At 45.5% G+C, this 26,244-nt stretch carries 24 protein-coding genes; 17 read left to right on the top strand and 7 right to left on the bottom strand.

The window, feature by feature from the left end; all coding sequences use genetic code 11:
- Positions 1–51: 51 nt before the first annotated feature.
- Complete coding sequence (locus AC1HCU_RS14175) at positions 52–1,587, bottom strand: peptide MFS transporter (protein ID WP_480366959.1); 1,536 nt, start codon at positions 1,585–1,587, stop codon at positions 52–54.
- Between the two features lie 378 nt (positions 1,588–1,965).
- On the opposite strand from AC1HCU_RS14175, the gene AC1HCU_RS14180 reads away from it, so the two are divergent.
- The 4 genes from AC1HCU_RS14180 to AC1HCU_RS14195 all read left to right on the top strand — a co-directional run bounded on the left by AC1HCU_RS14180 (position 1,966) and on the right by AC1HCU_RS14195 (position 5,999).
- Positions 1,966–2,850, top strand: a complete 885-nt coding sequence (locus tag AC1HCU_RS14180; RefSeq protein WP_480366961.1) for a prephenate dehydratase — start codon at positions 1,966–1,968, stop codon at positions 2,848–2,850.
- Positions 2,850–4,016: a pyridoxal phosphate-dependent aminotransferase gene (locus tag AC1HCU_RS14185; RefSeq protein WP_480371238.1), complete on the top strand. Its 1,167-nt coding sequence runs from the start codon at positions 2,850–2,852 to the stop codon at positions 4,014–4,016. Before AC1HCU_RS14180 ends, AC1HCU_RS14185 begins: the two co-directional genes overlap by 1 nt.
- Positions 4,017–4,126: 110 nt before the next feature.
- On the top strand, positions 4,127–5,215 hold the full coding sequence (locus AC1HCU_RS14190) for a chorismate mutase (RefSeq protein ID WP_480366963.1): 1,089 nt from the start codon (positions 4,127–4,129) through the stop codon (positions 5,213–5,215).
- Between the two features lie 10 nt (positions 5,216–5,225).
- Positions 5,226–5,999 carry a prephenate dehydrogenase/arogenate dehydrogenase family protein gene (locus AC1HCU_RS14195; RefSeq protein ID WP_480366965.1) on the top strand — a complete coding sequence of 258 codons (774 nt, stop codon included), beginning with the start codon at positions 5,226–5,228 and terminating at the stop codon, positions 5,997–5,999.
- Positions 6,000–6,099: 100 nt separating this feature from the next.
- Here AC1HCU_RS14195 and AC1HCU_RS14200 read toward each other — a convergent pair whose 3' ends face one another.
- From AC1HCU_RS14200 to tgt, 3 genes are all read right to left on the bottom strand, one after another.
- Entirely contained in the window at positions 6,100–6,906 is an 807-nt protein-coding gene (locus AC1HCU_RS14200) for a peptidylprolyl isomerase (protein ID WP_480366967.1), read from the bottom strand.
- 120 nt (positions 6,907–7,026) lie between these two features.
- Positions 7,027–8,130 (bottom strand): LptF/LptG family permease, encoded by a 1,104-nt coding sequence (locus AC1HCU_RS14205; protein WP_480366969.1) that lies wholly within the window; start codon positions 8,128–8,130, stop codon positions 7,027–7,029.
- Positions 8,127–9,257: a tRNA guanosine(34) transglycosylase Tgt gene (gene tgt, locus AC1HCU_RS14210; protein WP_480366971.1), complete on the bottom strand. Its 1,131-nt coding sequence runs from the start codon at positions 9,255–9,257 to the stop codon at positions 8,127–8,129. Before tgt ends, AC1HCU_RS14205 begins: the two co-directional genes overlap by 4 nt.
- Positions 9,258–9,551: 294 nt before the next feature.
- Between tgt and lipA the strand changes: the two genes are divergently transcribed.
- From lipA to AC1HCU_RS14275, 13 genes are all read left to right on the top strand, one after another.
- The gene (gene lipA, locus AC1HCU_RS14215) at positions 9,552–10,415 is read left to right on the top strand and encodes a lipoyl synthase (protein WP_480366973.1); all 864 of its coding nucleotides are present in this window, start codon (positions 9,552–9,554) and stop codon (positions 10,413–10,415) included.
- A gap of 53 nt (positions 10,416–10,468) precedes the next feature.
- Entirely contained in the window at positions 10,469–11,152 is a 684-nt protein-coding gene (gene lipB, locus AC1HCU_RS14220; RefSeq protein WP_480366975.1) for a lipoyl(octanoyl) transferase LipB, read from the top strand.
- Positions 11,153–11,311: 159 nt separating this feature from the next.
- Positions 11,312–12,307, top strand: a complete 996-nt coding sequence (locus AC1HCU_RS14225; protein WP_480366977.1) for an AAA family ATPase — start codon at positions 11,312–11,314, stop codon at positions 12,305–12,307.
- 74 nt (positions 12,308–12,381) lie between these two features.
- Positions 12,382–13,251, top strand: coding sequence for a DUF58 domain-containing protein (locus tag AC1HCU_RS14230; RefSeq protein WP_480371240.1), 870 nt, complete (start codon positions 12,382–12,384; stop codon positions 13,249–13,251).
- 2 nt (positions 13,252–13,253) lie between these two features.
- The gene (locus AC1HCU_RS14235; protein ID WP_480366979.1) at positions 13,254–14,321 is read left to right on the top strand and encodes a hypothetical protein; all 1,068 of its coding nucleotides are present in this window, start codon (positions 13,254–13,256) and stop codon (positions 14,319–14,321) included.
- Between the two features lie 5 nt (positions 14,322–14,326).
- Entirely contained in the window at positions 14,327–15,310 is a 984-nt protein-coding gene (locus AC1HCU_RS14240; RefSeq protein ID WP_480366981.1) for a vWA domain-containing protein, read from the top strand.
- A 41-nt stretch (positions 15,311–15,351) separates the two neighbouring features.
- Entirely contained in the window at positions 15,352–16,374 is a 1,023-nt protein-coding gene (locus AC1HCU_RS14245; RefSeq protein ID WP_480366983.1) for a vWA domain-containing protein, read from the top strand.
- An 81-nt stretch (positions 16,375–16,455) separates the two neighbouring features.
- A complete protein-coding gene (locus AC1HCU_RS14250) occupies positions 16,456–17,181 on the top strand; it encodes a tetratricopeptide repeat protein (protein WP_480366985.1) in 726 nt (241 codons plus the stop codon).
- 13 nt (positions 17,182–17,194) lie between these two features.
- Positions 17,195–19,033, top strand: coding sequence for a BatD family protein (locus AC1HCU_RS14255; protein ID WP_480371242.1), 1,839 nt, complete (start codon positions 17,195–17,197; stop codon positions 19,031–19,033).
- A 28-nt stretch (positions 19,034–19,061) separates the two neighbouring features.
- Entirely contained in the window at positions 19,062–19,823 is a 762-nt protein-coding gene (locus tag AC1HCU_RS14260; RefSeq protein ID WP_480366987.1) for a tetratricopeptide repeat protein, read from the top strand.
- Entirely contained in the window at positions 19,820–20,518 is a 699-nt protein-coding gene (locus AC1HCU_RS14265; protein ID WP_321722019.1) for a phosphatase PAP2 family protein, read from the top strand. The genes AC1HCU_RS14260 and AC1HCU_RS14265 overlap by 4 nt, the downstream gene beginning before the upstream one ends.
- 132 nt (positions 20,519–20,650) lie before the next feature.
- Positions 20,651–20,941 carry a DNA-binding protein gene (locus AC1HCU_RS14270; RefSeq protein WP_480366989.1) on the top strand — a complete coding sequence of 97 codons (291 nt, stop codon included), beginning with the start codon at positions 20,651–20,653 and terminating at the stop codon, positions 20,939–20,941.
- A 116-nt stretch (positions 20,942–21,057) separates the two neighbouring features.
- Positions 21,058–22,203 carry a universal stress protein gene (locus AC1HCU_RS14275; protein WP_480366991.1) on the top strand — a complete coding sequence of 382 codons (1,146 nt, stop codon included), beginning with the start codon at positions 21,058–21,060 and terminating at the stop codon, positions 22,201–22,203.
- 69 nt (positions 22,204–22,272) lie between these two features.
- On the opposite strand, the gene AC1HCU_RS14280 is transcribed toward AC1HCU_RS14275, so the two are convergent.
- The 3 genes from AC1HCU_RS14280 to AC1HCU_RS14290 all read right to left on the bottom strand — a co-directional run bounded on the left by AC1HCU_RS14280 (position 22,273) and on the right by AC1HCU_RS14290 (position 26,206).
- A complete protein-coding gene (locus AC1HCU_RS14280) occupies positions 22,273–22,782 on the bottom strand; it encodes an OmpH family outer membrane protein (protein WP_321722018.1) in 510 nt (169 codons plus the stop codon).
- 67 nt (positions 22,783–22,849) lie between these two features.
- A complete protein-coding gene (locus tag AC1HCU_RS14285; protein ID WP_480366994.1) occupies positions 22,850–23,362 on the bottom strand; it encodes an OmpH/Skp family outer membrane protein in 513 nt (170 codons plus the stop codon).
- 144 nt (positions 23,363–23,506) lie between these two features.
- Entirely contained in the window at positions 23,507–26,206 is a 2,700-nt protein-coding gene (locus tag AC1HCU_RS14290; RefSeq protein ID WP_480366996.1) for a BamA/OMP85 family outer membrane protein, read from the bottom strand.
- Between the last annotated feature and the right edge of the window lie 38 nt (positions 26,207–26,244).

The following is a 26,244-nucleotide window of genomic DNA, read 5'->3' on the forward strand; positions in this document are numbered from 1 at the left end:
AAAGCCGGTGGGGTACCCACCGGCCGTAAGACTTCTGTCGTGCCAATAACGTCATTTGGCAACTTTTTCGAGCCATTTGATCATTGCCAGCATGGTGAACATGGACATGAGGCATGCAACTACGAAAACCATCCAGGTAGCCGACATGGAAAAGGAAGTATAAAAGATGGCGCCGATGAAGAGCAGACTGTTACCGGCCGCTGTTGCTCCCAGCCATGCCCCTTGCATAATACCCTGATATTTTGGTGGGGCCACCTTCGATACGAAGGAGATACCAAGAGGGCTTATGAAAAGTTCAGCCACAGTGAGTATGAAGTAGGTGCCTATGAGCAACCAGGGCGTTACACGGGCTAAATCGGGCAGTCCACCCATGGCATCCACCTCTCCCTTCAGTGGTAGTCCCATCGACCCGAATGTCATTACTGCATATGCCAATGCTGCAATTCCCATCCCAATGGCAATCTTCCGGGGTGTGGAAGGTTCTTTGCCTTTTGCACGCAACCAACCAAAAAATCCCACGATGATGGGTGTCAGGAACACCACGAAGAAAGGGTTGATCGACTGGAATATTTCAGCACCCTGTAGGGTGGCAAATCCCAGGTTGACCTTAATCTGGCTCAAGTCTGTATAATCCTTGGCAAAATAGGTGAGGGTAAGGCCGTTCTGGTGAAAAGAGAACCAGAAGAAAATGACTACGGCAAACACTGCGAACAGGGCGTATAGCCTCTGCTTTACCTCTTTGATATCCATTTCTTCTACCTCTTCGATGCCTGAAGCGGTAGCTTGCTTGTTTGCGGGGTCAGGAAATCTGTTCTTGTTAAATGTGTATATCACCAGAGAGATCAGCATGGCGAAAATAGCCACAGCAAAGGCATAGTGAAACCCGGTAGTAAAAACATTCAGATATTCATTTGCAAAGGCAGTGAGGTCGGTGCCGGAATATCCAACTTCAGCAGCGAGGCGTTGTAATCGTTCCATCCCCTCGCCTGTGATCTTGTTTCCCAACAGCTGGTGGGCAAGAGCAGGCAGGTCGGCATTATACAGAAAGCCGTTTTTTTCCACCCACCAGTTTCTGACACCTACAGCCAGGAACGGAGCAAAGATGGCACCCACGTTGATAAACATATAAAATAACTGGAAACCGGAATCGCGCATCTTGCTGTACTTCGGATTGTCGTACATCTGTCCTACCAATGCCTGCAGATTACCTTTGAACAACCCATTGCCCAAAGCAATGACGAGGAGCCCCAGGCAGGTAAACGCCAGTAAAAGTCCGAACTGACCAGCAGGTACAGGAGTGGGTGTGGGAATGGAGATGATTACATAACCCAGTGTCATCAACAGCAAACCTCCCAGGATAACACCTTTATAGTTACGGGTTTTATCGGCCAGCAGCCCGCCCACGAGTGCCAACAGGTAGATGGAGGCATAAAAAATAGAGTAGATGATGCCGGTTTTGGTTTCGTCCAGGCCAAACTTGGTCATAATAAACAGCGAGAGAATAGCCATCATGGTGTAAAAACCAAACCGCTCCCCCATGTTTGCCAACGATGCTGCCAGCAAACCTTTTGGATGATTCTTGAACATGCTTCAATTATTTAGAGTTGTAAATATTAGTTTTCGGTTTTTTTAAATCTGCAAATATAAACTTTTCGTCAGATATAAACACTGTTTCAGTAAAAAATGGATATTTTTTTTCGTGTGTCGGAGTCATATTTTTTCTTCCTTTTATTTGTATATATAAAAAAATTTGTACATTTGCATCCACCATTTGGGTTGCTTTATTATTTTAAGAGAATAATTATAATGAATAGTTCGGTATTTGCATTTTCTTTCTGGTTTTACTTTTACTTTAGTAGGTGAAGGCAGGATTTTATATGCAAAGAGAAGAAATTAAAAAGTCATATCAGATAAAAAAATCCTGTCGATCATACGGCGGGATTTTTTTTTGAAAAAAAAGAATCTATGAAAAGAGTTGCAATACAAGGGGGGTTGGGTGCTTATCACGAGATCGCAGCACGCGAATATTTTGAGGATGAAGATCTGGAAATAGTGGTATGCAACACCTTTCGCGATATTTTTACAGAGGCAGAGAAAGACCCGCACCTGGTAGGTGTGATGGCCATCGAGAATACCATTGCCGGCAGTTTGCTGAAGAATCACGACCTGTTGAAAATGCACAGTCTGAAGATTGCCGGAGAGCATAAACTTCGTATTACCCATTCACTGGCGGCTCTCCCCGGGCAGACAATCAGTGATATCAGAGAGGTGATGTCGCATCCTATGGCGTTGATGCAGTGTGAGGATTATCTGGACACCCTCCCCGGCATCAGGGTGGTGGAGCACGATGATACAGCACTTGCAGCCAGGGACATTCAGGAGAAAGGATTGGTTGGCACAGCTGCTATTTGCAGCAGTCTCGCGGCCGAAATATACGGACTGGAAATCCTTGCAGCGGGTATAGAAACAAACAAACGTAATTTCACCCGTTTTTTTATACTCGCACGTGAAGAGATGCTACGCGAGATTCAGAAAGACAATCATATCAACAAATCGTCACTGGTATTTGTATTGCCACATGCCGAGGGCAGCTTATCCCAGGTACTCTCTGTTTTATCGTTTTACGGTATCAACCTCACCCGTATTCAGTCGCTCCCGATCATTGGCAGGGAGTGGGAGTATCAGTTCTATATCGACCTGACCTTTAGCGATTACAATAGATACCGACAATCGATTGATGCAATTTTACCGCTGATCAGTGGCCTGAAGATACTGGGTGAATACAGGGCGGAGAAACACCGGAAGGATCAGGGACCAGAAAATAAGGACAACAGAATTAATAATTTATGATGATGCATATAGAACCTGCCGAACATATCAAGTCTATTCAGGAATACTATTTTTCTGTAAAACTGGCTGAAGTGGCCCGCATGAATGCCGAAGGCAAGGATGTAATCAGTCTGGCCGTGGGAGCACCCGACCGGATGCCGTCGCCAGAAACCATCGACACGTTGTGTGAGACTGCGCGGCGTCCCGATGTACATGCCTATCAGCCTTATGCGGGTATACCCGAATTGCGGCGTGCCTATGCTGAATGGTACAAAAACATCTATGGTGTGTCACTGGCTCAGGATGAGGTGTTACCGCTTATCGGATCAAAAGAGGGTATTCTCCATATCTCAATGACATTTTTGAATTTCGGGGATGCAGTACTGGTACCCAATCCAGGCTATCCCACCTATATTTCGGTGTCGGAGCTGCTCAGAGCCCGGATCATTCAGTACGACTTAAAGGAAGAGGATGGATGGCAGCCCGATTTTGAGGCGCTGGAGAGGCTTGACCTCACGGGGGTAAAGCTGATGTGGGTGAACTATCCGAATATGCCTACCGGTGCCAATGCAACCCCATCACTGTTTGAGAAGCTGGTAGCTTTCGGCAGAAAGCATGGCATCATTATTTGCCACGATAATCCATACAGCTTTATTCTGAATGACACTCCCATGAGTATCTTATCGGTGCCCGGAGCTAAAGATATCTGCATTGAATTGAACTCATTGAGTAAGTCACATAACATGTCGGGCTGGCGCATGGGAATGCTGGTCTCCAACCCGCAGTTTGTAAAGTGGGTGCTCAGGGCCAAGAGCAATATCGACAGCGGTCAGTTTAAACCAATGCAACTGGCTGCGGTGGCTGCGCTGTCGAACAGTGCTGCCTGGCATGCCGATATGAATCGTATCTATGCCGAACGACGCATATGGGCAGAGAAAATTATGGAACTGTTGAATGCTTCCTATGACAGGAGTCAGGTGGGACTGTTTGTCTGGGGCAAGCTACCCGACGCATCGCCGGGGAGTGAAGCATTGGTGGATGAGCTGCTGCAGGGAGCGCGGGTATTTATTACTCCCGGTTCTATCTTCGGCAGCAATGGCGCACGATTTATCCGCATCTCACTCGGTTCTTCCGTGGAGAAAATGCAGGAAGCATGCAAAAGGATTGAAACCTATTTACAACTTTGAATGTTTGCGATCAGTGAGTGTAAAATCAAACTTGTTTGAATTTTACCGAACGCAGCAAACATCTAAATTTACGCAGTAAATTTGAATTACAACTGAATAACAATAAGACAATGGAATTTGAATCAATTTTATTACCGGGAATAGACGCGAAGAGGCCGCTTGTGATTGCCGGACCCTGCAGTGCCGAGACAGAAGAGCAGGTGATGACTACTGCCCGACAGCTCGCTGCCACCGGAGTGAAAATATACAGAGCTGGCGTGTGGAAACCCCGTACCAAACCGGGAGGCTTTGAAGGAATTGGAAGTCCTGCCCTGAAATGGATGATGCAGGCAGAAAAGGAAACCGGCATGTATATGGCTACCGAGGTAGCCACCGAGAAACATGTCTATGAGGCACTAAAGTATGGCATAGATATGCTCTGGATTGGTGCCCGCACGACTGCCAACCCTTTTGCCGTACAGGAGATTGCCGACACCCTCAAGGGGGTGGATATCCCCGTTCTGATTAAAAATCCCGTGAATCCTGATCTGGAGCTTTGGATCGGGGCACTTGAACGTCTTTACAATGCGGGAATCAGGAGGCTGGGTGTAATCCACAGAGGATTTAGCACCACTGATAAAACAATTTACCGAAATATCCCCCAGTGGCATATACCCATTGAATTGAAACGCCGCTTTCCCACGCTGCCCATTCTCTGTGATCCAAGTCACATTGGCGGAGCACGTAATCTTATACAGAAGTTAAGCCAGCAGGCGATGGATCTTAATTATAGCGGATTAATCATCGAATCGCACTGCTCTCCCGATGAAGCATGGAGCGATAAGGCACAGCAGGTTACTCCGGCAGCGCTCAAAGAAATTCTTCAGAATCTGGTGATCCGTGATACCACCCAGACCACCGAAGATTTGTCGGTTTTGCGCGATCAGATCGACGACCTCGACAACGACCTTTTGCAGTTACTGGCCAAGCGTATGCGTGTCTCACGTGAGATAGGGCATTATAAACTGGAGCACAACATGCCCATCCTGCAGACGCAACGTTACGACCAGATACTGACCGACCGTGCTTACCAGGGTGAACGGATGGAAATGTCGGGCGAATTCATTAAAAAGGTGCTTGAGGCCATCCATTCCGAATCGGTGCGTCAACAAATGGTAATTATGGAGCGGGAGAAAAACAACCAAATAACGATTGAATAATAGTCAACAGATGAAGATATTGATACTTGGAGCCGGCAAAATGGGATCATTCTTTGCCGATGTGCTCAGTTTTGATCACGAGGTGGCTGTGCTGGATACAGATCCCAGAAAGCTGCGTTTTATCTATAACACACAGCGGATGACAGTTGCAGCGGAAGTGGAAGCATTTGCTCCGGAAATGGTCATCAATGCCGCCACGCTTAAGTACACCATTCCCGCCTTCGAATCGGTGCTCCCTTACCTGCCTGCTAGCTGTATCCTGAGCGATATCGCCTCGGTAAAAACGGGTCTGGAGGAATTCTACAAAGAGCGTACCCGTCCTTATGTTTCCACCCATCCCATGTTTGGCCCTACCTTTGCCAGTCTGAGCGACCTGAGCACACAGAGTGCCATCATCATCTCGGAATCATCCCATCTAGGCAAGGTTTTTTTCAGGGATCTCTATCATCATCTCAAATTGAATGTATTTGAATATTCGTTCAGGGAGCATGATGAGACCATTGCCTACTCCCTCTCCATCCCCTTTGCCTCAACACTGGTGTTTGCGTCGGTGATGAAACACCAGGATGCACCAGGCACCACCTTCAAAAAACACATGAATATTGCGCAGGGATTGCTTTCGGAAGATGACTTCCTCCTTAGCGAAATCCTGTTTAATCCCTACACTCCCGGTCAGTTGATCAACATAAGGGAGAGACTCGGGGAGTTGCTGGCCATCGTGGAGCAGAAAGATAGCGAGGGCATGAAGAGGTTTCTCAGCGAGGTGCGAAAGAACATTGAGTAATTATTTGGTAGTCGATAAAATATACAAGAAAAGAGAGATAGTCAATCCGGTCAACAATAAAAAATACTTTCTTTATTGTAATATTTTTTTGTCACAAAACCTACTCTGTATAAATCCGGATGATCTTCGCGTCGCTTATAGGGCGACTGTTGCCGTCTACAGGCAGGGCTGCGATTTTATCGATCACATCCAGTCCCTCGGTCACCTCGCCAAAGACTGTATATTCTCCATCGAGGTGGTGAAGACCACCGTAAGTAGTATAAGCCTCTTTCAGACCTTCCGGCAGAAAGAATTTTCCCGGTGCCAGTGCATAGAGTGAATCCACTACCCCCAACAGGGAGTCGAGCAGTGCGTTAAAACCTCTCGGGTTGCTATCTTTCAAACGGGCCAGCTCCTCCTTGTGTGGCGCATAGTGGGTACGGATAAGCTGGTTTTTTATGGGGACATTCACAGCCATTTCCATGGTATCGAGCTTACCTTGCGTGTATTCCTTTCCATGGACGAGATAAAACTGGGAGGCATCTGATTTTTTTTGCGGATTCTCGTTGTCGCCCTTTCGGGGAGCAGCCAATGCTCCTTTTTTGTGAAACCTGTTCTCGCGGAATTCAGGCATCAGCTCCATGTCGGTACGTCCACTTCCTATTTGTATGCCGGCAGGTGCGTTGCGTGAGTCCTGAGCACCGCCCTGAATCACAAAGTTCTTTACCACCCGGTGAAAAAGTGTTCCGTTGAAGTATCCCTCCCTGATCAGTTTCAGGTAGTGGTCGCCATGTCGTGGCGTGTCGTCGTACAGCATCGCCTTCATGGTGCCGTAGTTGGTTTCTATTACAATGACGGGATATCGGTTCTGTGCCTGCAAAAGTGTTGCGGAGGCCATCCACAGGAAAATGAGTAAAGTTCGGTTCATAATTTAATTTTTTTAGCTGTCATCAATCAGTAATCATCTCTGCAGAAGTAAATTTCGGACTTGGAGTGGTAAGCAGGCATGTATTCCACTGAACGCTGGTCACTGGGCACTTGCCGTTTTTTAATTTGGCGCCCGCTTGTAGAGATACAATGCAATGAGGATGAAAATAATATTGGGTATCCACGCAGCGATGAAAGGGCTCATGCCTCCCTTCACAGCGAAGGTGGAGCTCACCGTCATGAAGAGAATGTAAGCCATGCTTAGCGCCAGCCCGATACCAATATTCAAACCCATACCTCCCTTTACTTTTCGTGCCGAGAGTGCGGCGCCGATGATGGTGAGGATAAAGGCCGAGAAAACTGAAGCGATGCGGGAGTGATATTCAATCTGAAATGATTGGATATTGCCCATACCGCGCTCTTTCTGACTTTTCACATAGCTGCGCAGCTGAGGCGAAGTCATCATCTGCTGGTCACTGTTGGCGATGATGAAATCGTTTGGCACAATCTGCAGGATGGTATCGATGGAAGTGCCCTTGGTAATGGTTTCTTTCAGGCCGTCGAAGTCTCGTATCTGATAGTTGTTGATGGTCCACTGAAAGGCCGAGTCGTAACGGATCGACTGGGCTGTTAGTCGCGACACCAGTTGAAGGCTGTCAAAGTGATCGATGGAAAAGTAATAACCGGTCTTGCTCGACATGTCAAAATTACCGAAGTAAACAATGGTACCCGGACCCACTTTAAACTGGATATCGCGGTCGCCTGTTTTTTTCTTGCGTGGATCTATATAATTCTGTTCAAATTCGATGCGTGTGGCATTGGCCGGCGGAATCACATAGCTACCGAAAACAAAAGAGAAGGCAGCGATAACAAGTGCCGAGATCATATAAGGTTTCATTAATCGTCTGAAACTAATACCATTAGATAGTATGGCTGTGATTTCAGAGTTGAGTGCCATCTTGGAGGTAAAAAAGATCACTGCAAGGAAGACAAACAAAGGGCTGAAAAGATTGGTGTAGAAAGGTATGAAGTTGAGATAATAATCGAAGATAATATCACGCAACGAGGCGTTATGGGTCATGAACTTATCAATTTTTTCATTGATGTCGAAAACCACCGCAATGGAAATAATGAGCACAATCATGAAAATATAGGTGCCCAGAAACTTCTTGATGATATATCGATCCAGACGTTTAATTGCCAGTGGATTATCTCTTTTTATCATAACCTTCTTGTGACGTTTTCTATCATCTTTGGTTTCCATGTTGAAAAGTTCCCGGCAATAATGTGTTGCCGGGCTTCTTCCACCAGCCATATGTAAAATGCCAGGTTGTGGATGGATGCGATCTGTAGGCCCAGTATCTCGTTTACATTGATAAGGTGCCGCAGGTACGCCTTGCTGTAGAGTGTGTCCACAAACGATGCTCCCCCCTCCTCTATCGGGGAGAAATCGTTTTTCCATTTTTCATTTCGCATGTTTATGATTCCCTGCTTGGTGAATATCTGTCCGTTGCGGCCGTTACGGGTAGGCATGATGCAATCGAACATATCCACGCCGCGTTCAATGGCCTCAAGGATATTCTCCGGCTTACCCACTCCCATCAGATAGCGTGGCTTGTCGGGTGGCAGAATCTCGTTCACGAGTTCCACCATCTCGTACATTTTTTCGGTGGGTTCACCCACAGCCAGACCGCCAATGGCATTGCCGTCCGCATCTTTTAAAGCCACGTTCTCTGCCGCCCGGCGTCGCAAATCGGGATAAACGCAGCCCTGCACAATGGGAAAGAGCGCTTGGCTGTGGTTGTAGGGGCATTCTGTCTCGCCAAAGCGTGTCAGGCAACGGTCGAGCCACCGTTCCGTAAGTTCAAGCGATTTTTTTGCATAGGCATAATCCGCGTCGCCGGGTGTGCACTCATCAAAAGCCATCATGATGTCGGCGCCGATGACGCGTTGGATATCAATTACCTTCTCGGGAGTAAAGAAATGGCGTGATCCGTCGATGTGAGACTGAAACTCAGCTCCTTTTTCCGAGAGTTTCCTGTTGTCTGTCAATGAGAAAACCTGAAAACCACCGCTGTCGGTCAGCATCGGCTTGTTCCAGCTGTTAAACCGGTGCAGGCCGCCTGCCTGTTGCAGAATTTCAAGTCCCGGCCTGAGATAAAGGTGATAGGTGTTACCCAGAATGATCTGAGCCCCTATGTCTTCTTTCAGTTCACTGATATGTACCGCCTTCACACTGCCTGCAGTGCCGACAGGCATAAAAACCGGTGTTTGTACCACGCCGTGGTCGGTGGTAATGAGCCCGGCCCTGGCATTCGTCTTCGGGTCGGTATGTAGCAGTTGGAATTTCAAATTACTTTGTTTCGTGGCGTTTTGATGGCAAAGATAGAATTTTTTGCTGTTATAAACAGAATAGTAACTGTTTAAAAATAGTTAGGAGTGGGAGGGATATGCCTGTGATGATAAATACGGGAAAAATCCAAATTTAATGAACCTATATGCGATGATAATTAGAAATATTCAAAGAATATCGTACTTTTGCCTTTGTATTGACATTTTATTGAATCACATGTTGTCGTGTCCGGAAGAGAAAATGCAGATTATGATGCTTTTTAACAAGGTCATGGCATTTAAGGAATAATCATTATGGAGAGTAAACCAGAGTTGATGGCGAGAAAGCCTGAATGGCTGAAGATTTCCCTGCCTCAGGGAAAACAATACCTGGATGTAAAAGAGATTATCGCAAGAAAACAACTACATACCATTTGTGTGAGTGGCAAGTGTCCCAATCTGGCGGAATGCTGGGGCAGGGGAACAGCTACATTCATGATACTGGGAGATATCTGTACCCGCGCCTGCAGATTTTGTAACGTAAAAACAGGCAGCCCGCAGGGAATTGTCGACTGGGATGAGCCGGACCGACTGGCAGATACCATTGAGGGAATGAAACTCCGGCATGTGGTGCTGACAAGTGTCGACAGGGACGATCTGCCCGATGGTGGTGCAGCGTTGTGGGCGAAAACGGTGCAACGTGTGAAGGAGAGAAACCCGCGGGTGACCATTGAAACGTTGATCCCCGATTTTAACGGGGTCGCCGAACATATAAACCTTGTGATTGATGCTGGTCCCAACATCGTATCACACAATATGGAAACGGTGAGAAGACTGACGCCGAAAGTGCGAAGCCGCGCCAGATACGACGTGAGCCTGAAAACAATTGAAACAATTGCGAAACACGGCAAGGTGAAGGCAAAATCAGGAATCATGGTCGGCCTGGGAGAAACGCCCGAGGAAATCATCGAGACAATGGACGACCTGAGGAGTGTGGGGTGCAAAGTCCTGACAATTGGCCAATACCTGCAACCCACCCGCAAACACCTGACCGTAAAAGAATATGTCTCACTCGAACAGTTTCAAGAATACAAGAGAATCGGTCTGGAGAAAGGATTTCAATTCGTCGAAAGTGGTCCGCTGGTACGTTCCTCCTATCATGCGGAGAAACATATTTAATTCAATGTGCCAATGAGCCAATATGATAATGAGCCAGTTGAAAAAGGTGCTTTATGGGAAAGACAGTAATTTTTGAAGATCTGGGAAGAATCCGCTACAAGGAGGCATGGGATTATCAGGAAAAGCTGTTTCAACAGGTTATCCGTAACAAACTGGAAAGGAAAGAAAATAAGCATCAGTACCTGCTTTTTTGCGAACACGAACATGTTTACACCCTCGGAAAAAGCGGTGACAGACGGAATCTGCTGATCGCCAAAAACCTGTGTGAAAGCCGGAATATCGATCTGCATGCAATCGACCGGGGAGGAGACATTACTTACCACGGTCCGGGTCAGCTGGTAGCTTATCCGATCATTGACCTTGAGAATTTTCAGATTGGTATCAAACGATATATCTCTCTACTGGAAGATGTGGTAATTGAAACATTGAAATCCTTCGGTATTTTAGGTGTAAAAGATGAAAAGGCAATGGGAGTATGGTTAGATCCCGCTCTGCCGGACAGGGCAAGAAAGATATGTGCCATCGGAGTAAGGGCCAGTCGCTTTGTAACGATGCACGGACTGGCTTTGAATGTGAACAGTGACCTTTCCTATTTCAATTACATCAATCCCTGTGGATTCACCGACAGGGGCGTTACATCCATGCAGAAGGAGCTGGGTAGAAACGTGGATTTTCAAGCTGTCTCCGACGTGATGAAAAATGCCTTCGCTGCCATTTTCGGGATGGTATACCGGTAATCCGGTAAATGGTTACACACGAATGGCTGTATTGCAAACATTTGTTGCACATTCTGCCGGAATACTTAAACATTTTTAACGGCGTTTCCTATCGAAACCGCTTTAACATTTCTATTTTTGTACCCCATAACAAGAATCCATTATTAACAGTCTAAAAATATGAGCCAAGTAGTCGATATCAAAGAACTCAATGAGCGTATTGAACAGAAGAGCGCTTTCGTGCAAACGCTGGTGACCGGGATGAACAAAACAATCGTAGGACAGAAACACCTCGTGGAATCTCTGCTGATCGGACTGCTTTCCGATGGTCATATTTTGCTCGAGGGTGTCCCCGGTCTGGCAAAGACGCTGGCCATAAAAACGCTTGCTCAGTTAATCGATGCCGGTTACAGCCGTATTCAATTTACGCCCGACCTGTTGCCTGCAGACGTCGTAGGAACCATGATATATAGCCAGCGTAACGAAGAATTCCTCGTGAAGCATGGTCCTGTATTTGCCAACTTTGTGCTGGCCGATGAAATAAATCGTGCTCCGGCAAAGGTGCAAAGTGCCCTGCTTGAAGCGATGCAGGAAAGGCAGGTTACGATTGGCGAACAAACCTATAAACTGCCCGATCCCTTTCTCGTGATGGCCACGCAGAATCCGATTGAACAGGAAGGTACTTATCCGCTTCCCGAAGCGCAGGTAGACCGTTTTATGCTGAAGGTGGTGATCTCCTATCCGTCGAAAGAAGAAGAAAAACAGATTATTCAACAGAATATTTTTGAACCGGTGACCATCGATAAGGCAGTGATCTCTACCAACGCAATTTTAGAAGCACGCAAGGTAGTACGTGAAGTGTATATCGATGAAAAAATCGGTAAATACATCGTGGACATTGTGTTTGCTACCCGTTTTCCCGATCAGTATGGAATGGGCAACCTCAAGGAGATGATCGGTTTCGGGGGGTCACCGCGCGCGTCCATTAACCTGGCGCTGGCTGCACGCGCTTTTGCATTTATCAAACGACGCGGTTATGTGATTCCGGAGGATATCCGGGCTGTGTGCCACGATGTCCTCAGGCATCGTATCGGGCTCACGTATGAAGCAGAGGCCAACAATCTCACCTCCGAAGAGATCATCAGTGAGATTCTGAATAAAGTAGAGGTGCCTTAAACGCTCGAGTCGGGTGATTCAGTATAACAAGTGCAGTTCAAATGAAAAATCCTCATGAAGAGGGTAAGATTCAAATGGAGACGACCGATCTATTAAAAAAAGTACGACACATCGAAATAAAAGCGCGTGGCCTCTCCCGTAACATATTTGCCGGCGAGTATCATTCCGCTTTTAAGGGGCGTGGTATGGCTTTTTCTGAAGTGCGGGAGTATCAGTACGGAGATGATCTGCGTGATATCGACTGGAATGTGACCGCGCGATACAATCGCCCTTATGTAAAGATATTCGAAGAGGAGCGGGAGCTCACCGTGATGTTGATGATTGACGTGTCGGAGAGCCTGGGCTTTGGTTCCCGCAAGGTGCTTAAGCGGGATATGGTGGCGGAGATTGCTGCCACACTGGCCTTTTCAGCCATACAGAACAACGACAAGATAGGAGTCCTCTTTTTTACCGACAAGGTGGAGAAATTTATTCCCCCCAAAAAAGGAAAAAAACATATCCTGTTCATCATCCGCGAGATACTGGGATTCACTCCAGAGAGCAGTGGCACAGATTTGAATATGGCGCTTCGTTATATGACCAATGCTATCAAGAAGCGGTGCACAACCTTCCTGATTTCGGATTTCATCGATTCCGATGATTACAAAAAAGCACTGCAGATAGCCAATCGAAAACACGATGTGGTTGCCATTCAGGTCTATGACCAGTTGAGTACGGAGCTTCTTCCTGTTGGGCTAATGAAAGTGAGAGACCCCGAAACGGGAGAAGAGCGGTGGATAAACACTTCGTCGCGAAAGGTAAGAGAAAGCTATCAAAACTGGTGGAACGGTTTGCGAAACAACATGAATTATGCATTCAGGCAGAGTGGCGTGGACAGCGTATCTGTTTCCACCGAAAGTGATTATGTGAGGGCATTATTGCAATTATTCCAGCAAAGAAAGTAAAAGTGAAGAGGATAAGATATCATATCTGTTTTATGCTGAAAACTGCCTTGATGGTGTGTGGTATTTCACTGTCGCTTTCGGTGACTGCGCAACGTGCCTCGGTACAGGCTACAGTGCAACCGACGGAGATTCTAATAGGTGAGCAGGCGTTGATTAATCTGAAGGTGATTACGCCTAAAGACCAAACCATACTTTTTCCTGTGTTCGAGAAAGAGATTGTTCCCGGCATTGAAGTGATTGCTATGCTTCCTCCCGACACCACGGTGGAGAATAATGTAATGACACTGAATTTCAAGTATGTCGTTACCTCTTTTGATTCTACCTTGTATCATATTCCCCACATGTCGGTTTTCGATGGTACGGACACCATCTATTCAAACTCGTTCGGACTGAAAGTGACCTCACCCCAGCTATTGGATTCCACGCTGGCGTATCTGGAGAAAATAAATAAGGGAGAGACTGATTCCATCGATTTTGAACAGTTGAAGCTACACGACATAAAACCTGTACGGAAAACGCCTTTCGTGTGGACCGATTATCTGTGGATCCTCTGGATCGTGCTGGGTATCATGTTGCTTGTTGCATTTATCGGACTTGTTATCTGGTTGATACTAAAGAAGAAACGCAAAGGTTATATTTTCAAGCCACCGGTGATTCTACCGGCACATGTGCGGGCTATCAGGGAGCTGGACAAGCTGAAGGAGGAGAAAATATGGCAACAGGGAAGGGAAAAGGAATTTTACAGCAGACTTACCGATATTCTTCGTAGCTATCTGTTTGAGCGGGAAGGAATCAATGCCATGGAGATGACTTCCGGTGAAATTTTGAATGAGATGCGCAAGCTGTTGGAGGGAGAATCAGTTTACAACAACTTGAAACAGATTCTTTCTACTGCCGATCTGGTGAAATTTGCCAGGTACAAACCCTATCCAGATGAGAACGACCTTAGTATGGTGAATGCCTATTTCTTCGTGAACCAGACCAGAGAGCCTGATCCGGTTCCAGAAAAAGAGGAACTACAAAAAGAAAACAATGAGGTGCCGGAACAGGGTACCGCAAAGAGTAAGTAAAAAGCATGGAATTTCTGCATCCTGAATATCTCTATCTATTGCTGCTGCTCGTACCGCTGATTGTGTGGTATATGATACGGCTGTCGAAGACACAGGCTTCCTTTAAGCTGGCATCTACAAATGCTTTTAAAGGGATGAAGGCCGATTTCAGGGTCTACATGCGACATCTGCCGTTTGTATTGCGGTTGATTTCCATCGCACTGGTCATTATCGTGATTGCCAGACCACAATCGGTCAGCAGCTGGGAAGAGACCGAAACACAGGGAATAGACATTGTAATGGCACTGGACGTGTCAGGATCTATGCTCTCTCAGGATCTGAAACCCGACAGGCTACAGGCTGCCAAAAAGGTGGCGGCTGAGTTTATAACAGACAGGAAGAATGATAACATCGGCTTGGTGATATTCGCCGGTGAAAGTTTCACGCAGTGTCCGCTTACCACTGATCATAAAGTGCTGTTGAACCTGCTGAACGAGATTAATTTTGGAATGATTGAAGATGGAACTGCCATCGGACTTGGATTGGCAACTTCCGTGAACAGGCTGAAAGAGAGTGATTCCGACTCGCGTGTGGTGATCTTGCTCACCGACGGGACAAACAATAGCGGACAAATAGCGCCGCTTACAGCAGCCGATCTGGCCCGTTCATACGGGATCCGTGTCTATACGGTAGGTGTGGGCACCAAGGGGATGGCTCCCACGCCGGTGAATACGCCGTATGGTATCAGAATGCAGAATATGCCGGTGGATATCGATGAGAAAACACTCACTGAGATCGCTGCCATGACCGGGGGGCAATACTTCAGGGCGCAGGATACAGAAGGGCTCCGTCAGGTATATGAAGAGATTGATGAAATGGAAAAATATCTGATCAGCGTCCAGAATGTGACCCGGCGCCAGGAATTATTCCTTCCCTTTGCATTGTTTGCCATGGGGTTGATATTGATTGAGTTATTGTTGAGAAGAACCTGGTTGAGAAGTATCCCATAAATACCCGGGGAAATAGAAGGGTAAAAAGTTAAAGTAGAGACATGTTTAGATTCGGAAATCCGGAATATTTATGGTTGTTCATTGCCATGCCTTTGTTGCTGGCGGTTTACATCTACCTGAACATCAAAAAGCGTAAAGCAGTACAAAAGATGGGTATCCTTTCCACGCTCAAGATGATGATGCCTGAATTATCGCTAAAACGTTCTTACCTCAAATTCTGGCTCATTTTTGCAGTGCTTTGTACGGGCATTTTCATGATTGCACGCCCTCAGTTTGGTACCAAAGTGGAAAAAGTGGAGAAGGAGGGCATAGAGCTGGTGATTGCTATGGATGTCTCCAACTCTATGCTTGCCAAAGATGTCTCACCCGACAGGTTGTCGCGTGCAAAACAAATCCTGTCGCGCCTTATTGATGTGCGGAGAAATGACAGGGTGGCTTTGATTGTCTTCGCCGGAGAAGCATTCGTACAGATGCCACTCACGTCGGATACCCAATCGGCAAAAATATTCCTGAATACTATTGACCCGAGCCTTGTTCCTATTCAGGGAACGGCCATCGGTGAGGCGATCCGTCTTGGAGTGAGTTCCTTCTCGAGCGACAAAGATATCAGCAAGGCCATGGTGATTATTACTGATGGGGAGGATCACGAGGGTGATGCGGCGTCAGCGGCCGCCGATGCGGCAAAGGCCGGTGTGATGGTAAATGTGCTTGGAATAGGTTCTCCCGACGGTTCTCCCGTGCCCTCACTTGAATATGGAAGTAATTTCATGACTGACAATGAGGGTAATGTAGTAGTCTCACGCCTGAATGAACAAATGGGGATGGAGATAGCACAAAATGGAGAAGGATTTTATGTGCGCGCCGATAACTCTAACACGGCGATCCGTGCACTTGAAACACAACTCGATGAGCTTGAAACAGGAAAGTCAACCAGTCTCTCCTATTCGGAGTACGATGAGAAATTTCCCTTTCTCGCCTGGATGATGCTGATTATCCTGTTGATTGAGATTCTTGTATATGATAAGAAAAACCGCTTGTTCAGAAATGTGAAACTCTTTAAATAAGCCGTCAGTACTCAGCTTAAGAACCGGCGAGTGATTGACCGGAGCCGGAGAGGAATATGACCGTAAAAAAATGAAAAGAAAATGAACAGACTGTTTGTAAAATATGGATTATTATTGTTGCTGATGCTCTTTCCCTTGTCCGTTTCCGCGCAAAAGGAAGTGCGTAAAAATATCCGTAAAGGAAACAAGGAATATAGTCAGCAGAAATATTCGGAAGCCACTGCCTCTTATGAAAATGCGGTGAAGGGAAATCCCTCGTCCCGGGAGGCAAACTACAATCTTGGAAACACATTGTATAAGCGGAAAGAGTGGGATAAATCCATTGAACAGTATAACCATTTCATCTCATTGGAACAGGAAAATCCTACGGAGGCTTCTGCTGGTTGGTATAACACCGGAAATGCCATGTTGCAAAAGAAAGAACTGCAAAAATCAATGGAAGCTTACAAAATGGCATTGAGACTGAATCCGGAGGACGATGAAGCACGCTACAACCTGGCTGTCGTACAGAAAATGATACAGGATAAGGAGCAACAGGATCAGGGCGAGGGAGAGCAGGAGCAGCAGAAACAGGAACAACAACAAAATAATAATCAGCAAAACCAAACTCCACAGAATCAGAATGATAAGGAGAAGAAAGCAGAGCAGTCGGAACAGCCGGAACAGATGTCGCGTGACAATGCGCGTCAGTTACTTCAGGCCATAGAACAGGATGAGAAGCAGACTCAGGATAAGGTTCAGCAGATTAAAGCCCAGGAGAGGGAGGAACAGGCTGAGAATAACAGAAGAAACAATAAAAACTGGTAGTAGTGTGATACAAATGAATCAGAAACAACACGGCATGATTTTCCTTTTTTTCGTGACACTCTTGTTCACGGGCAAGGTAACCGTGTCGGAAGCGCAGGTGACATTCAAGGCTGCGGCACCTGCGACGGTTGTACAGGGAGAGCAATTCAGGTTAAGTTATGTGTTGAATAAGGAGGGAAGAGATCTGCGTATGCCCGATATGCCCGACTTCGACCTTCTCTTCGGACCCAGTACTTCCACCAGCTACAGTCAGCGTACTGTCAACGGAAAGACTACTTCCGAGAGCTCGGTAACTTATACATATATTCTTGCGGCGAAGAAAACGGGGTCATTCACCATTCCTGCAGCGTCAATTACTGTGGATGGAAGCCACTATCAATCTAATACGCTTCAGATCACCGTGCTTCCGCCCGATAAAGCATCATCTCGGGGTGCCGTGCCGGGCGAAAGACAACAGGGTGAGCGTGCTACTGCAGGTACCGTCTCTGCCCGTGATGCATTTATAAGGGCTATTGTTTCCAAAAACAGTCTCTATGAACAGGAAGGATTCACCGTTACCTTCCGTCTATACACTACATTGAACATTGTGAATTTCGGAAAAATACAATTCCCCGAATTTGAAGGATTCATGGTTGAAGAGATACCCTTGCCGGTGAATCAGCAGCTCCAGATGGAGCGTTACAACGACAGGAACTATTATACGGCAGATCTTAGAAAAACGTTGCTCTTCCCGCAGCGTTCGGGTCAGATAACCATCCCTGCCGGCAATATTGAAATGGTCTTCTCCGTTCCTTCGGGAAAGAGCGTTTCCACTTTTTTTGGTTCACAGGAGGTAATGGCAGATGTGAAGAAAAATCTGACGACGAATCCCTTGACAATTAATGTGAAACCATTGCCCCCTAACAAACCGGCCGGTTTTGCCAATGCGGTAGGGACCTTCACGCTGAATTCATCCATCAGCTCTGAAAAAATCAAAGCCAACGAGGCGCTTACTCTTACACTTGAGATCTCCGGTACAGGTAACATAAAGCTTATACGCAACCCCGAGATTGCTTTTCCCGATAATTTTGAATTGTATGACCCCGCCGTTGATAACGCGTTGAATGCAACTACAAACGGGCTTACCGGCATCCGGAAGATTTCCTATATGGCTATCCCACGGTATGAGGGAAGTTATTCAATACCATCTGTGGAATTTACCTATTTTGACCCCGGGACAAGCAGCTATAAAACGCTGACCACACCCCAATACAATTTACAGATAGCCAAAGGAGATCCCGGAAGTGCCGCCGGTAACTTTGTAAACCGGCAGGATGTAGAGGTAGAGCAGGATATACGCTTTCTGAAGACTGGTGATCCGATCTATCTCTCACGCACAGAATTTTTTGCAGGGTCTTTTGCATACTGGTTGTGGTATCTGGTTCCTCTGATATTGCTGGTTTTATTTTTCGTGATCAACCGGAAGCAGGCGCGGGAAAATGCAAATGTTGCGCTGATGCGTACAAAGAAGGCCAACAAGATGGCCATAAAACGATTGAAAATGGCAGGAAAATACCTCAGGGAGCACGACAAGGAGAAGTTCTATGATGAAGTGTTGCGAGCACTATGGGGGTATTTCAGTGACAAGCTCTCCATTCCTGTGGCACGGCTTTCTAAACACAATATTGAGTCGGAATTATCAAAACAGGGTGTCAGCGAAGAGCTTGCAGGCAGGTTCTTGCAGATTCTCGATACCTGTGAGTTTGCCCGTTATGCCCCTGCAGAGAGTGATGCCGGCATGGACCGGATTTATCAGGCTACTGTGGAGACAATAGGTGAGATGGAGAATAAGTTGAAAAAAAGAGTAAGATAATTGTGAAAGTAAAGAGTGAAAAAATCGTATGAAACCATTCCAATTTATACTTATACTACTGTTTGTTTTTCCTGCAAGCATCAGGGTGTGGGGGCAGGAAAGCGAGGCTGCTCAGGCATACAGGAATCAGGACTACAAAAAAAGTATTGAATTGTACGAACAGCTCGTAACACAAGGTATCCGCGAAAATAAGGAGTCGGCGCAACTTTATTTTAATCTTGGCAATGCTTATTTCAGAGACAATAAAACAGGTAAGGCTATTTTGAACTATGAAAGGGCTCTCCTGCTGGATCCCGGCGACGGCGATATACGACACAATCTTCGTTTTGCCAGAAACAGGACTGTAGATCGTATTAACACAGCAGGTGACTTGTTTATCACAAACTGGTTTCACGCTGTACGTAACCTATACAACTCCAATGCATGGGCAAATATTGGCATCATGTTTTTTATTCTTTTTTTAATAACAGTGGGAGTTTTTCTTTTTATTCGCATTCTGTGGATCAGGAAAAGTGCCTTTTATACAGGCATTGTGCTTTTTGTTCTGATGATTATGACAAATATATTTGCCTTCAGTCAAAAAAGCGAACGTATTCACAGAAATTATGCGATTGTCATGACGGGAGCAGCCCGGGTAAATGCATCACCCGACGAAAACAGCAACGCTCTTTTTGAACTGCATGAAGGAACAAAAGTGAAGGTCAGGAGTAGCGATGCCAACTGGTACGAAATTGAGATTGCAAACGGCAGCGTGGGTTGGACATCAAAACAAAACGTGGAGATTATATGAATGAGGCCATAGACAGACTGTTGCCGTTGGAACGAAACTTGTTCTTTGCACTAAACGGCAGCGATTCGCAATTTATTGACAATGTGATGTGGATGCTGAGTGGCAGGCTGGTATGGATACCTCTTTTTTTGTTCATTATTTTTCTCTTCTTTTATAAAACCAACTGGAAAGATGGTTTGCTGGTAACCCTGTTTTTTATCTTGCTATTTGCCGCATGCGATCAGTTGGCGTCTTCATTCTTCAAACCATTGTTCGAGCGTTTTCGACCCACACATCATCCCGACTTCAAGGAACTGGTCGACATTGTGAACGGTTACCGGGGAGGCCGCTTTGGTTTTATTTCCAGCCATGCGACAAACAGTTTCGGACTGGCTGTCTTCCTGAGTCTGCTCTTCAGGTATCGCCGGACAACAATCGTTGTATTATTATGGGCCTTGCTGAACAGTTATACCCGTATTTATCTTGGCGTACATTTTGTTTCTGACATTCTGGCCGGTATGATAGCAGGCTCAGTACTGGGTTATCTGTTTTATGAGCTGCTTCGTTTAACGAGGTCTTTTCTGCTACATCTTCCAGAATCGAAAAATATCCCTCTATATAGTCGTCCGCACGCTCACCTTTTATCCATTTTTATTCCCTCCTATCTTCTTGTCTTGATTATTTTTAGTTCATTTTTAGCAACTTTACCTCATTGAATATGTTCTATTGACAGATACGAAACATTTTCGTAAATATTTTTAGAAATAGTTTGGGATATCTTTTTTTTTGTGTAAGTTTAGGGCACGAAATGAATCCTGAATGTATTATCAACATAAAAATAAAAAGCCATGGCAAGAACAATTACTTTTAATGAGTTGCGAGAACTGAAAGACAAACTCCCTGATGGTAGTATCCACCAAATAGCTGCGGAATTGGATATGAAACCTGAAACAGTCCGGAATTATTTTGGTGGATACAACTACAAGGAAGGGAAAAGTGTGGGAATACACATTGAACCCGGACCAAATGGTGGTATTGTTGTGCTCGACGATACCACAATTTTTGATAAAGCGTTGAGAATACTCGGACTTGAAGATTATCCTCAACCCGATGCTGTTGAAACGACAGAAGTAGATTAAAAATAGGAGGTAACCCGGTATTTTATGCAGAGACAGCCGGATGTGGGGTTACCTGGTCTTTGTCCCAACCCGTTGTTTATGGTTACAATCCATGGACACGCAAAGAATATACAAGTATGGAAAAAGATGGTAAAAAGAAAAATTCGCACGATGAAAAACTGGTTACTGTGGCCATTCATTCCTATGAAAAAGCCCACATCTTAAAATCTATCCTTGAGTCGGAAGGTATTCCGGCAGTGATACATGGAATTAAGATGATTGATCCAGTTATTCCCGGTAACGTGCGTGTACGCATAAATGAAACCGACCTTTCTGAGGCACTCCGTATAATTGAAAAGGTTGATTTTACATCCCAGGCAGATAAAGAACTGGAACGGGAGATAAGAAAAGAAATTCTTGTGCCGGTAGATTTTTCCGAATACTCTCTTGCGGCATGTGAATTTGGCTTTCGTCTGGCACAGGACTTGGATTGTAAGGTGAAACTCCTGCACGCTTTTTTTACACCTTTTTACCCGGGTGCAATACCTTTTGGCGACTCTTTTACCTTACAGGCAACCGACAAAGAAATTTACCAGGATATTAAAAGCAAAACGGAGAGCGAGATGCAGAACCTGGTTAAAAAAATAGAAATGGAAATAACAGCAGGAACACTTCCGAGAGTCTCCTATCAGACGGTGCTATTGGAAGGTCTTCCTGAAGAAGAGATTATTTCCTACTCTAAAAAGATGCGACCTACGGCCATTGTAATGGGCACAAGGGGAAAGAATGCCAAAGAGCTCGATCTGATCGGCAGTGTGACTGCAGAGGTAATGGAAGGCTGCAGGACACCAATATTTGCCATTCCCGAGGGTGCAAAGGCCAGAGATCTTTCAGCAATGAAGAACATTGTTTTTCTGACCAATTTTCAGGAGCGTGAATTCAAGGCTTTCGATATTATGATGCGTTTCCTGAAGAAATATCCGGTAAAAGTATATCTCACCCATATTGCAAAAAAGGAAGATGTATGGAATGAAATAAAACTATCGGGTATTCAGAAACGTTTTTCTGATTTATACCCTCAATTGCAGACCGAATACAGGCTGATTGAGCATAATGAAGGGATGGAGGAGTCTATCGATAAATTTGTGAAAGAGCAAAATATTGACATAATCTCTTTATCGAGTTCCCGTAGAAACATCTTTGCGAGAATGTTCAACCCCGGTATTGCCCGCAGGATGTTATTTCATTCCGATACGCCGCTGCTGGTGATTAAAGGGATGTAGTGTTATTATGCAAAACCCGAAAAAGGCAGCGAAGAGCTGCCTTTTTCGGGTTTTGTACGTGGGTCAGTTTTACTTCAGACCCAGTTTGGTCTTTACATTGGATGTAATATTTGTAGCTGTGGGGCTCACATACACAATAGGTGATTGCATGGTGGAGACATCGAAAACAAAAGTATATTTGTTTTCATCTCCCACTGCTTTGATAGCATCGGCAATTTTTTTGTTGACCGGTTCCAGCAATTTTTGCTGTAATTGTTGCATCTCCTGCTGGCTGTTTTGCAGGTAAACCTGATATCTTTCCTGAATCTGGGCAAGTTGCTTTTGCTGATCTTGCTGTATCGCCTCAGACGAAGCTGGAGTTTTATTGAATTCTTCTGATTTTTTGTTGAACTCATCAACCAATGCTTGTCCGTTTTTGGAAATTTCCTCCTGCTTGGTATTGAGTTGCGTCTCAATGCCGGCCAATTCGGGCATTGCCGAGAAAATCTCCTGTGCATTAAGGTATGCCAGTTTCACATCTTGTGCCACAGCTGCTATGGGAGCCAGTGAAATAAAAAAGATCAATAATTTTTTTAACATGATTTCTATTTGTAATTTATTATTAAAAATTCCTGGTTAAAACGTCACAAAGATAAACTATTTATTATTAATAGCCCAGCCTCGAAAGCACCTGATCACTAATATCTATAGATGGTGAGGCGAAGATGATAGATGTAGCAGAAGCCCTGTCGACCACTACCGCGTAACCCTGCTCCGCCGCAATCTCTTTTACCGCGTCGTAGATATTATCCTGTATGGGTTTGATCAATGATTCCTGCTGTTTGAACAACTCTCCCTGAGGACCGAAATACTGGTTTCTCAGTTCCTGAATTGCATTTTCCTTTGTGACGATTTCGTTTTCACGTTTGGTCTTTTCCGCTCCCGAAAGTAATGCAATATCCGCCTGATATTTTTTATACATGGCATTTACAGCTTCAACCTGTTCGTCCACCTTGCTTTGCCACTGGGTGGTTAAGCTCTCAAGCTGTTTGTTGGCACTTTCATAGGCAGGTATCCTGTCGAGAATGTATTCCATGTCAATAAGCGCATATCGCTGAGCATAAGTACTGCTTATTGCAAATGATATAAACAATCCAATTATTAACAGAGTCTTTTTCATTATGTTTTCTCCTTTCATTTTGGTTGGTTGATCACAGGATTTTGTATGCTGTTGCTTGTTGTTATGTAAGACGATCTTATAGTACAAACGTTTACAACAGTCTCCCTAAAAATAATTAAAAAAGAGATGGGCCATTTCTTCCAGTTAAAATTCCTGTCCGATAATAAAGTGGAACTGGCTTCCTCCTCTTTGTCTGCTTCCGTTTCCAAAGACAGTGTCAAACCCGTAAGCCCAGTCTATACCCATCAATCCAATCATCGGCAGGAATATACGTGCTCCTACACCGGCTGAACGTTTTAAATCGAATGGATTCAAATCCTTCACATTATACCATGCGTTGCCGGCTTCCAGAAAAGCCACTCCGTAAATTGTAGAGTTTGGTTCCAAGATGAAGGGATAACGCAATTCAAGCCCTAAACGGGTATAGGCGCGAGCCTGGGTGGCAATGGAGTTATTTTCATAACCTCTCAGTGCAATATTTTCGGTAGCGAACGAACTGGTATAACCACTCATGCCGTCACCTCCCACATCGAAAGTTTCAAAGGGTGTCAGTTTGTTTTTGTTGTAATGTCCAAGGACACCAAACTCCACACGCGTGGCCATCACTGGAGTGCGGGTCACCGTGGAGGGTGTGAGCGGCGTAAAAGTACGAATTTTCAATTTCCACTTGTGGTATTCGTTCCACTTGTATTTATTCGGGTCACTGTATGCCATGGCTTTATAATCATTTCCGTCCCACAAAGAGAAGGGAGGAGTGGCATTCACGCTTAACGTAAACTGGGAACCTGTCCGTGTGTAGATAGGGTTATCAGTGGATATGCGCGACAGAGTGAGTCCGAAGGTGATGCTGTTGCTCACACCGGTCTGGAATGGAAATTGATTGTAGGACCAGTTTTTAAGACCATAACGTTGATAACCCAGTTCAGCCATGAACTGAAAGTAATCGTCGGGCCACTCGAGTCGTTTGCCGTAACCCAGCGAAAGACCTACCATGCTGAAGACCTGATCAGGGTCATAAGCATATTCTGCCATATCCTGATATCCGTAACCGCCGTAACCGCCGTAACCGCCGTAACCACCATAACCGCCGTAACCGCCATATCCAGGATATCCGCCATATCCACCGTATCCGTACATGTAAGGATCGTAATAGCTGTTTTGGGAATAATAATTGGTGTTCAGACCTGTGTATCTGGAATAATAGGCGCTCACCGACAGGTTGTTGGGCCTTTTTCCCCCAAACCAGGGTTCCATAAACTGGAACTGATATGACTGATAATAACGGCCATTCGTCTGGGCGCTCAACACAAGGGTCTGCCCTTCTCCCTGGGGGATAATACCTCTGTGCATGGAGGGATTTAGCATGTTCTTCAGGGAGAAGTTATTTAGCTTCAAGCTGAGTTTGCCCACCAGCCCGGTCACACCCCAGCCGGCAGAAAATTCTATCTGGTCGTTTCCTTTCGAAGTGAGAGGATAGGTAATGTCTACAGTTCCATCTTCGGGGTTAGGATTTATTCCCTGTCCGATATTGGCAGAGAGTGCTTCCGGGTCGAAGTGTCCTGTCTGGGCAATTTCACGCACAGAACGCAGCAGGTCCTCCTTGCTGAATATCGCTCCAGGTTTGGTCCTCAATTCTCTTCTGATCACATCTTCATATAACCGGTCATTTCCCTGAATAATAACCCGCTTGATAGTCGCTTTGGGTCCCTCAACCACGCGAAGTTCCAGATCTACGGAATCGTTCTCAATGTTTATCTCCACAGGATCTATGTTTGAAAAGAGATATCCGTTATTTTGGTACAGGTTCACTGCCGCATCTTCATCGGAGACCAATCTTTCCTGCAGTTTCTTTTGGTTGTATACGTCGCCCGGTTCCATATTCAACAGTTGTTCCAAACGAGCCGATGGATACTGCGTGTTACCAACCCAGTTAATGGAGCGGATATGATAAAGGGGACCTTCATCTACCAGCAGTTCAATATTTACCGTCTTTTCATCGTGTTTGTAGACGGTGTCACGTAGAATCTCCGCATCGCGGTATCCCTTTTCCTGATATTTGGTAATAATATTTTTCTTGTCGGCTTCATAAAGATCTTCGACAAATTTCTTTGTGCGAAACAGATTTCTGATTTTTCCCTTTTCGTTGGTCTTCTTCATCGCCCACTTCAGTTGCTTGTCTGAAAGCGCTTCGTTTCCTTCTATTACGATACTGTTGACCTTGAGCTTTTCTTTCTTATCCACATCCACTTCCAACACTACATGATTCTTCTGTGTACTGTCGGGTCGCTGGAAGATTCTCACTTCGGCATCACCGAATCCTTTCTCCTCATAAAAGCTTTTAATGATTGTCTCAGCCCTGTCAATCTGGGGAGGAGTAATCTGGTTCCCTTTTACAAAACCGATCTTTTTCTCGATATCCTCCTGTTCGCTCTTTTTCATACCCAAATAGCGAATGTTGGCAACACGGGGACGATCGGTGAGTCTAATCTCTATCCAGACACTGTCACCTTCAACCTTAGACTGCAGTATTTTTACGTCTGAAAAGAGACCCTGCTTCCAAAAGCGTTTCAGGGCATTGGTAATCTCCTCACCAGGGATCTGAATTTCCTGTCCCTTTGCCAGACCGGAAAAGCCAACCAGCACAAATTTCTGATCTTCATACATGGTGCCTTCCACCCCGGTAATATCGATATCGGCAATATAATATTTTTTTGGGGGAGTAGTGTAGTTGACATTTAATTCACCCAGGGGGGCTGTATGTATACTGTCAGTGGTCTGCGCCACTGACAACGCCTGTGAAAGCAGGGTGAATAATAAAAGTAAATTAAATGTTTTCTTCAACATTGTGATATATCTTTTCTCTGACTGTCTTTGGTTCAGTG

This window comes from Proteiniphilum sp. LBM24028, assembly GCF_056629195.1.

Excerpts from the sequence above, each read along its gene's own strand:
- lipA (WP_480366973.1), top strand. The coding sequence starts at position 9,552 with ATGGAGAGTAAACCAGAGTTGATGGCGAGAAAGCCTGAATGGCTGAAG.
- AC1HCU_RS14205 (WP_480366969.1), bottom strand. The coding sequence starts at position 8,130 with ATGATAAAAAGAGATAATCCACTGGCAATTAAACGTCTGGATCGATAT.
- AC1HCU_RS14230 (WP_480371240.1), top strand. The coding sequence starts at position 12,382 with ATGGAGACGACCGATCTATTAAAAAAAGTACGACACATCGAAATAAAA.
- AC1HCU_RS14255 (WP_480371242.1), top strand. The coding sequence starts at position 17,195 with ATGAATCAGAAACAACACGGCATGATTTTCCTTTTTTTCGTGACACTC.
- AC1HCU_RS14185 (WP_480371238.1), top strand. The coding sequence starts at position 2,850 with ATGATGCATATAGAACCTGCCGAACATATCAAGTCTATTCAGGAATAC.
- AC1HCU_RS14195 (WP_480366965.1), top strand. The coding sequence starts at position 5,226 with ATGAAGATATTGATACTTGGAGCCGGCAAAATGGGATCATTCTTTGCC.
- AC1HCU_RS14175 (WP_480366959.1), bottom strand. The coding sequence starts at position 1,587 with ATGTTCAAGAATCATCCAAAAGGTTTGCTGGCAGCATCGTTGGCAAAC.
- AC1HCU_RS14270 (WP_480366989.1), top strand. The coding sequence starts at position 20,651 with ATGGCAAGAACAATTACTTTTAATGAGTTGCGAGAACTGAAAGACAAA.
- AC1HCU_RS14190 (WP_480366963.1), top strand. The coding sequence starts at position 4,127 with ATGGAATTTGAATCAATTTTATTACCGGGAATAGACGCGAAGAGGCCG.
- AC1HCU_RS14225 (WP_480366977.1), top strand. The coding sequence starts at position 11,312 with ATGAGCCAAGTAGTCGATATCAAAGAACTCAATGAGCGTATTGAACAG.
- AC1HCU_RS14275 (WP_480366991.1), top strand. The coding sequence starts at position 21,058 with ATGGAAAAAGATGGTAAAAAGAAAAATTCGCACGATGAAAAACTGGTT.
- AC1HCU_RS14245 (WP_480366983.1), top strand. The coding sequence starts at position 15,352 with ATGTTTAGATTCGGAAATCCGGAATATTTATGGTTGTTCATTGCCATG.
- AC1HCU_RS14200 (WP_480366967.1), bottom strand. The coding sequence starts at position 6,906 with ATGAACCGAACTTTACTCATTTTCCTGTGGATGGCCTCCGCAACACTT.
- AC1HCU_RS14250 (WP_480366985.1), top strand. The coding sequence starts at position 16,456 with ATGAACAGACTGTTTGTAAAATATGGATTATTATTGTTGCTGATGCTC.
- AC1HCU_RS14265 (WP_321722019.1), top strand. The coding sequence starts at position 19,820 with ATGAATGAGGCCATAGACAGACTGTTGCCGTTGGAACGAAACTTGTTC.
- AC1HCU_RS14280 (WP_321722018.1), bottom strand. The coding sequence starts at position 22,782 with ATGTTAAAAAAATTATTGATCTTTTTTATTTCACTGGCTCCCATAGCA.
- AC1HCU_RS14180 (WP_480366961.1), top strand. The coding sequence starts at position 1,966 with ATGAAAAGAGTTGCAATACAAGGGGGGTTGGGTGCTTATCACGAGATC.
- lipB (WP_480366975.1), top strand. The coding sequence starts at position 10,469 with ATGGGAAAGACAGTAATTTTTGAAGATCTGGGAAGAATCCGCTACAAG.
- AC1HCU_RS14285 (WP_480366994.1), bottom strand. The coding sequence starts at position 23,362 with ATGAAAAAGACTCTGTTAATAATTGGATTGTTTATATCATTTGCAATA.
- AC1HCU_RS14260 (WP_480366987.1), top strand. The coding sequence starts at position 19,062 with ATGAAACCATTCCAATTTATACTTATACTACTGTTTGTTTTTCCTGCA.
- AC1HCU_RS14290 (WP_480366996.1), bottom strand. The coding sequence starts at position 26,206 with ATGTTGAAGAAAACATTTAATTTACTTTTATTATTCACCCTGCTTTCA.
- AC1HCU_RS14240 (WP_480366981.1), top strand. The coding sequence starts at position 14,327 with ATGGAATTTCTGCATCCTGAATATCTCTATCTATTGCTGCTGCTCGTA.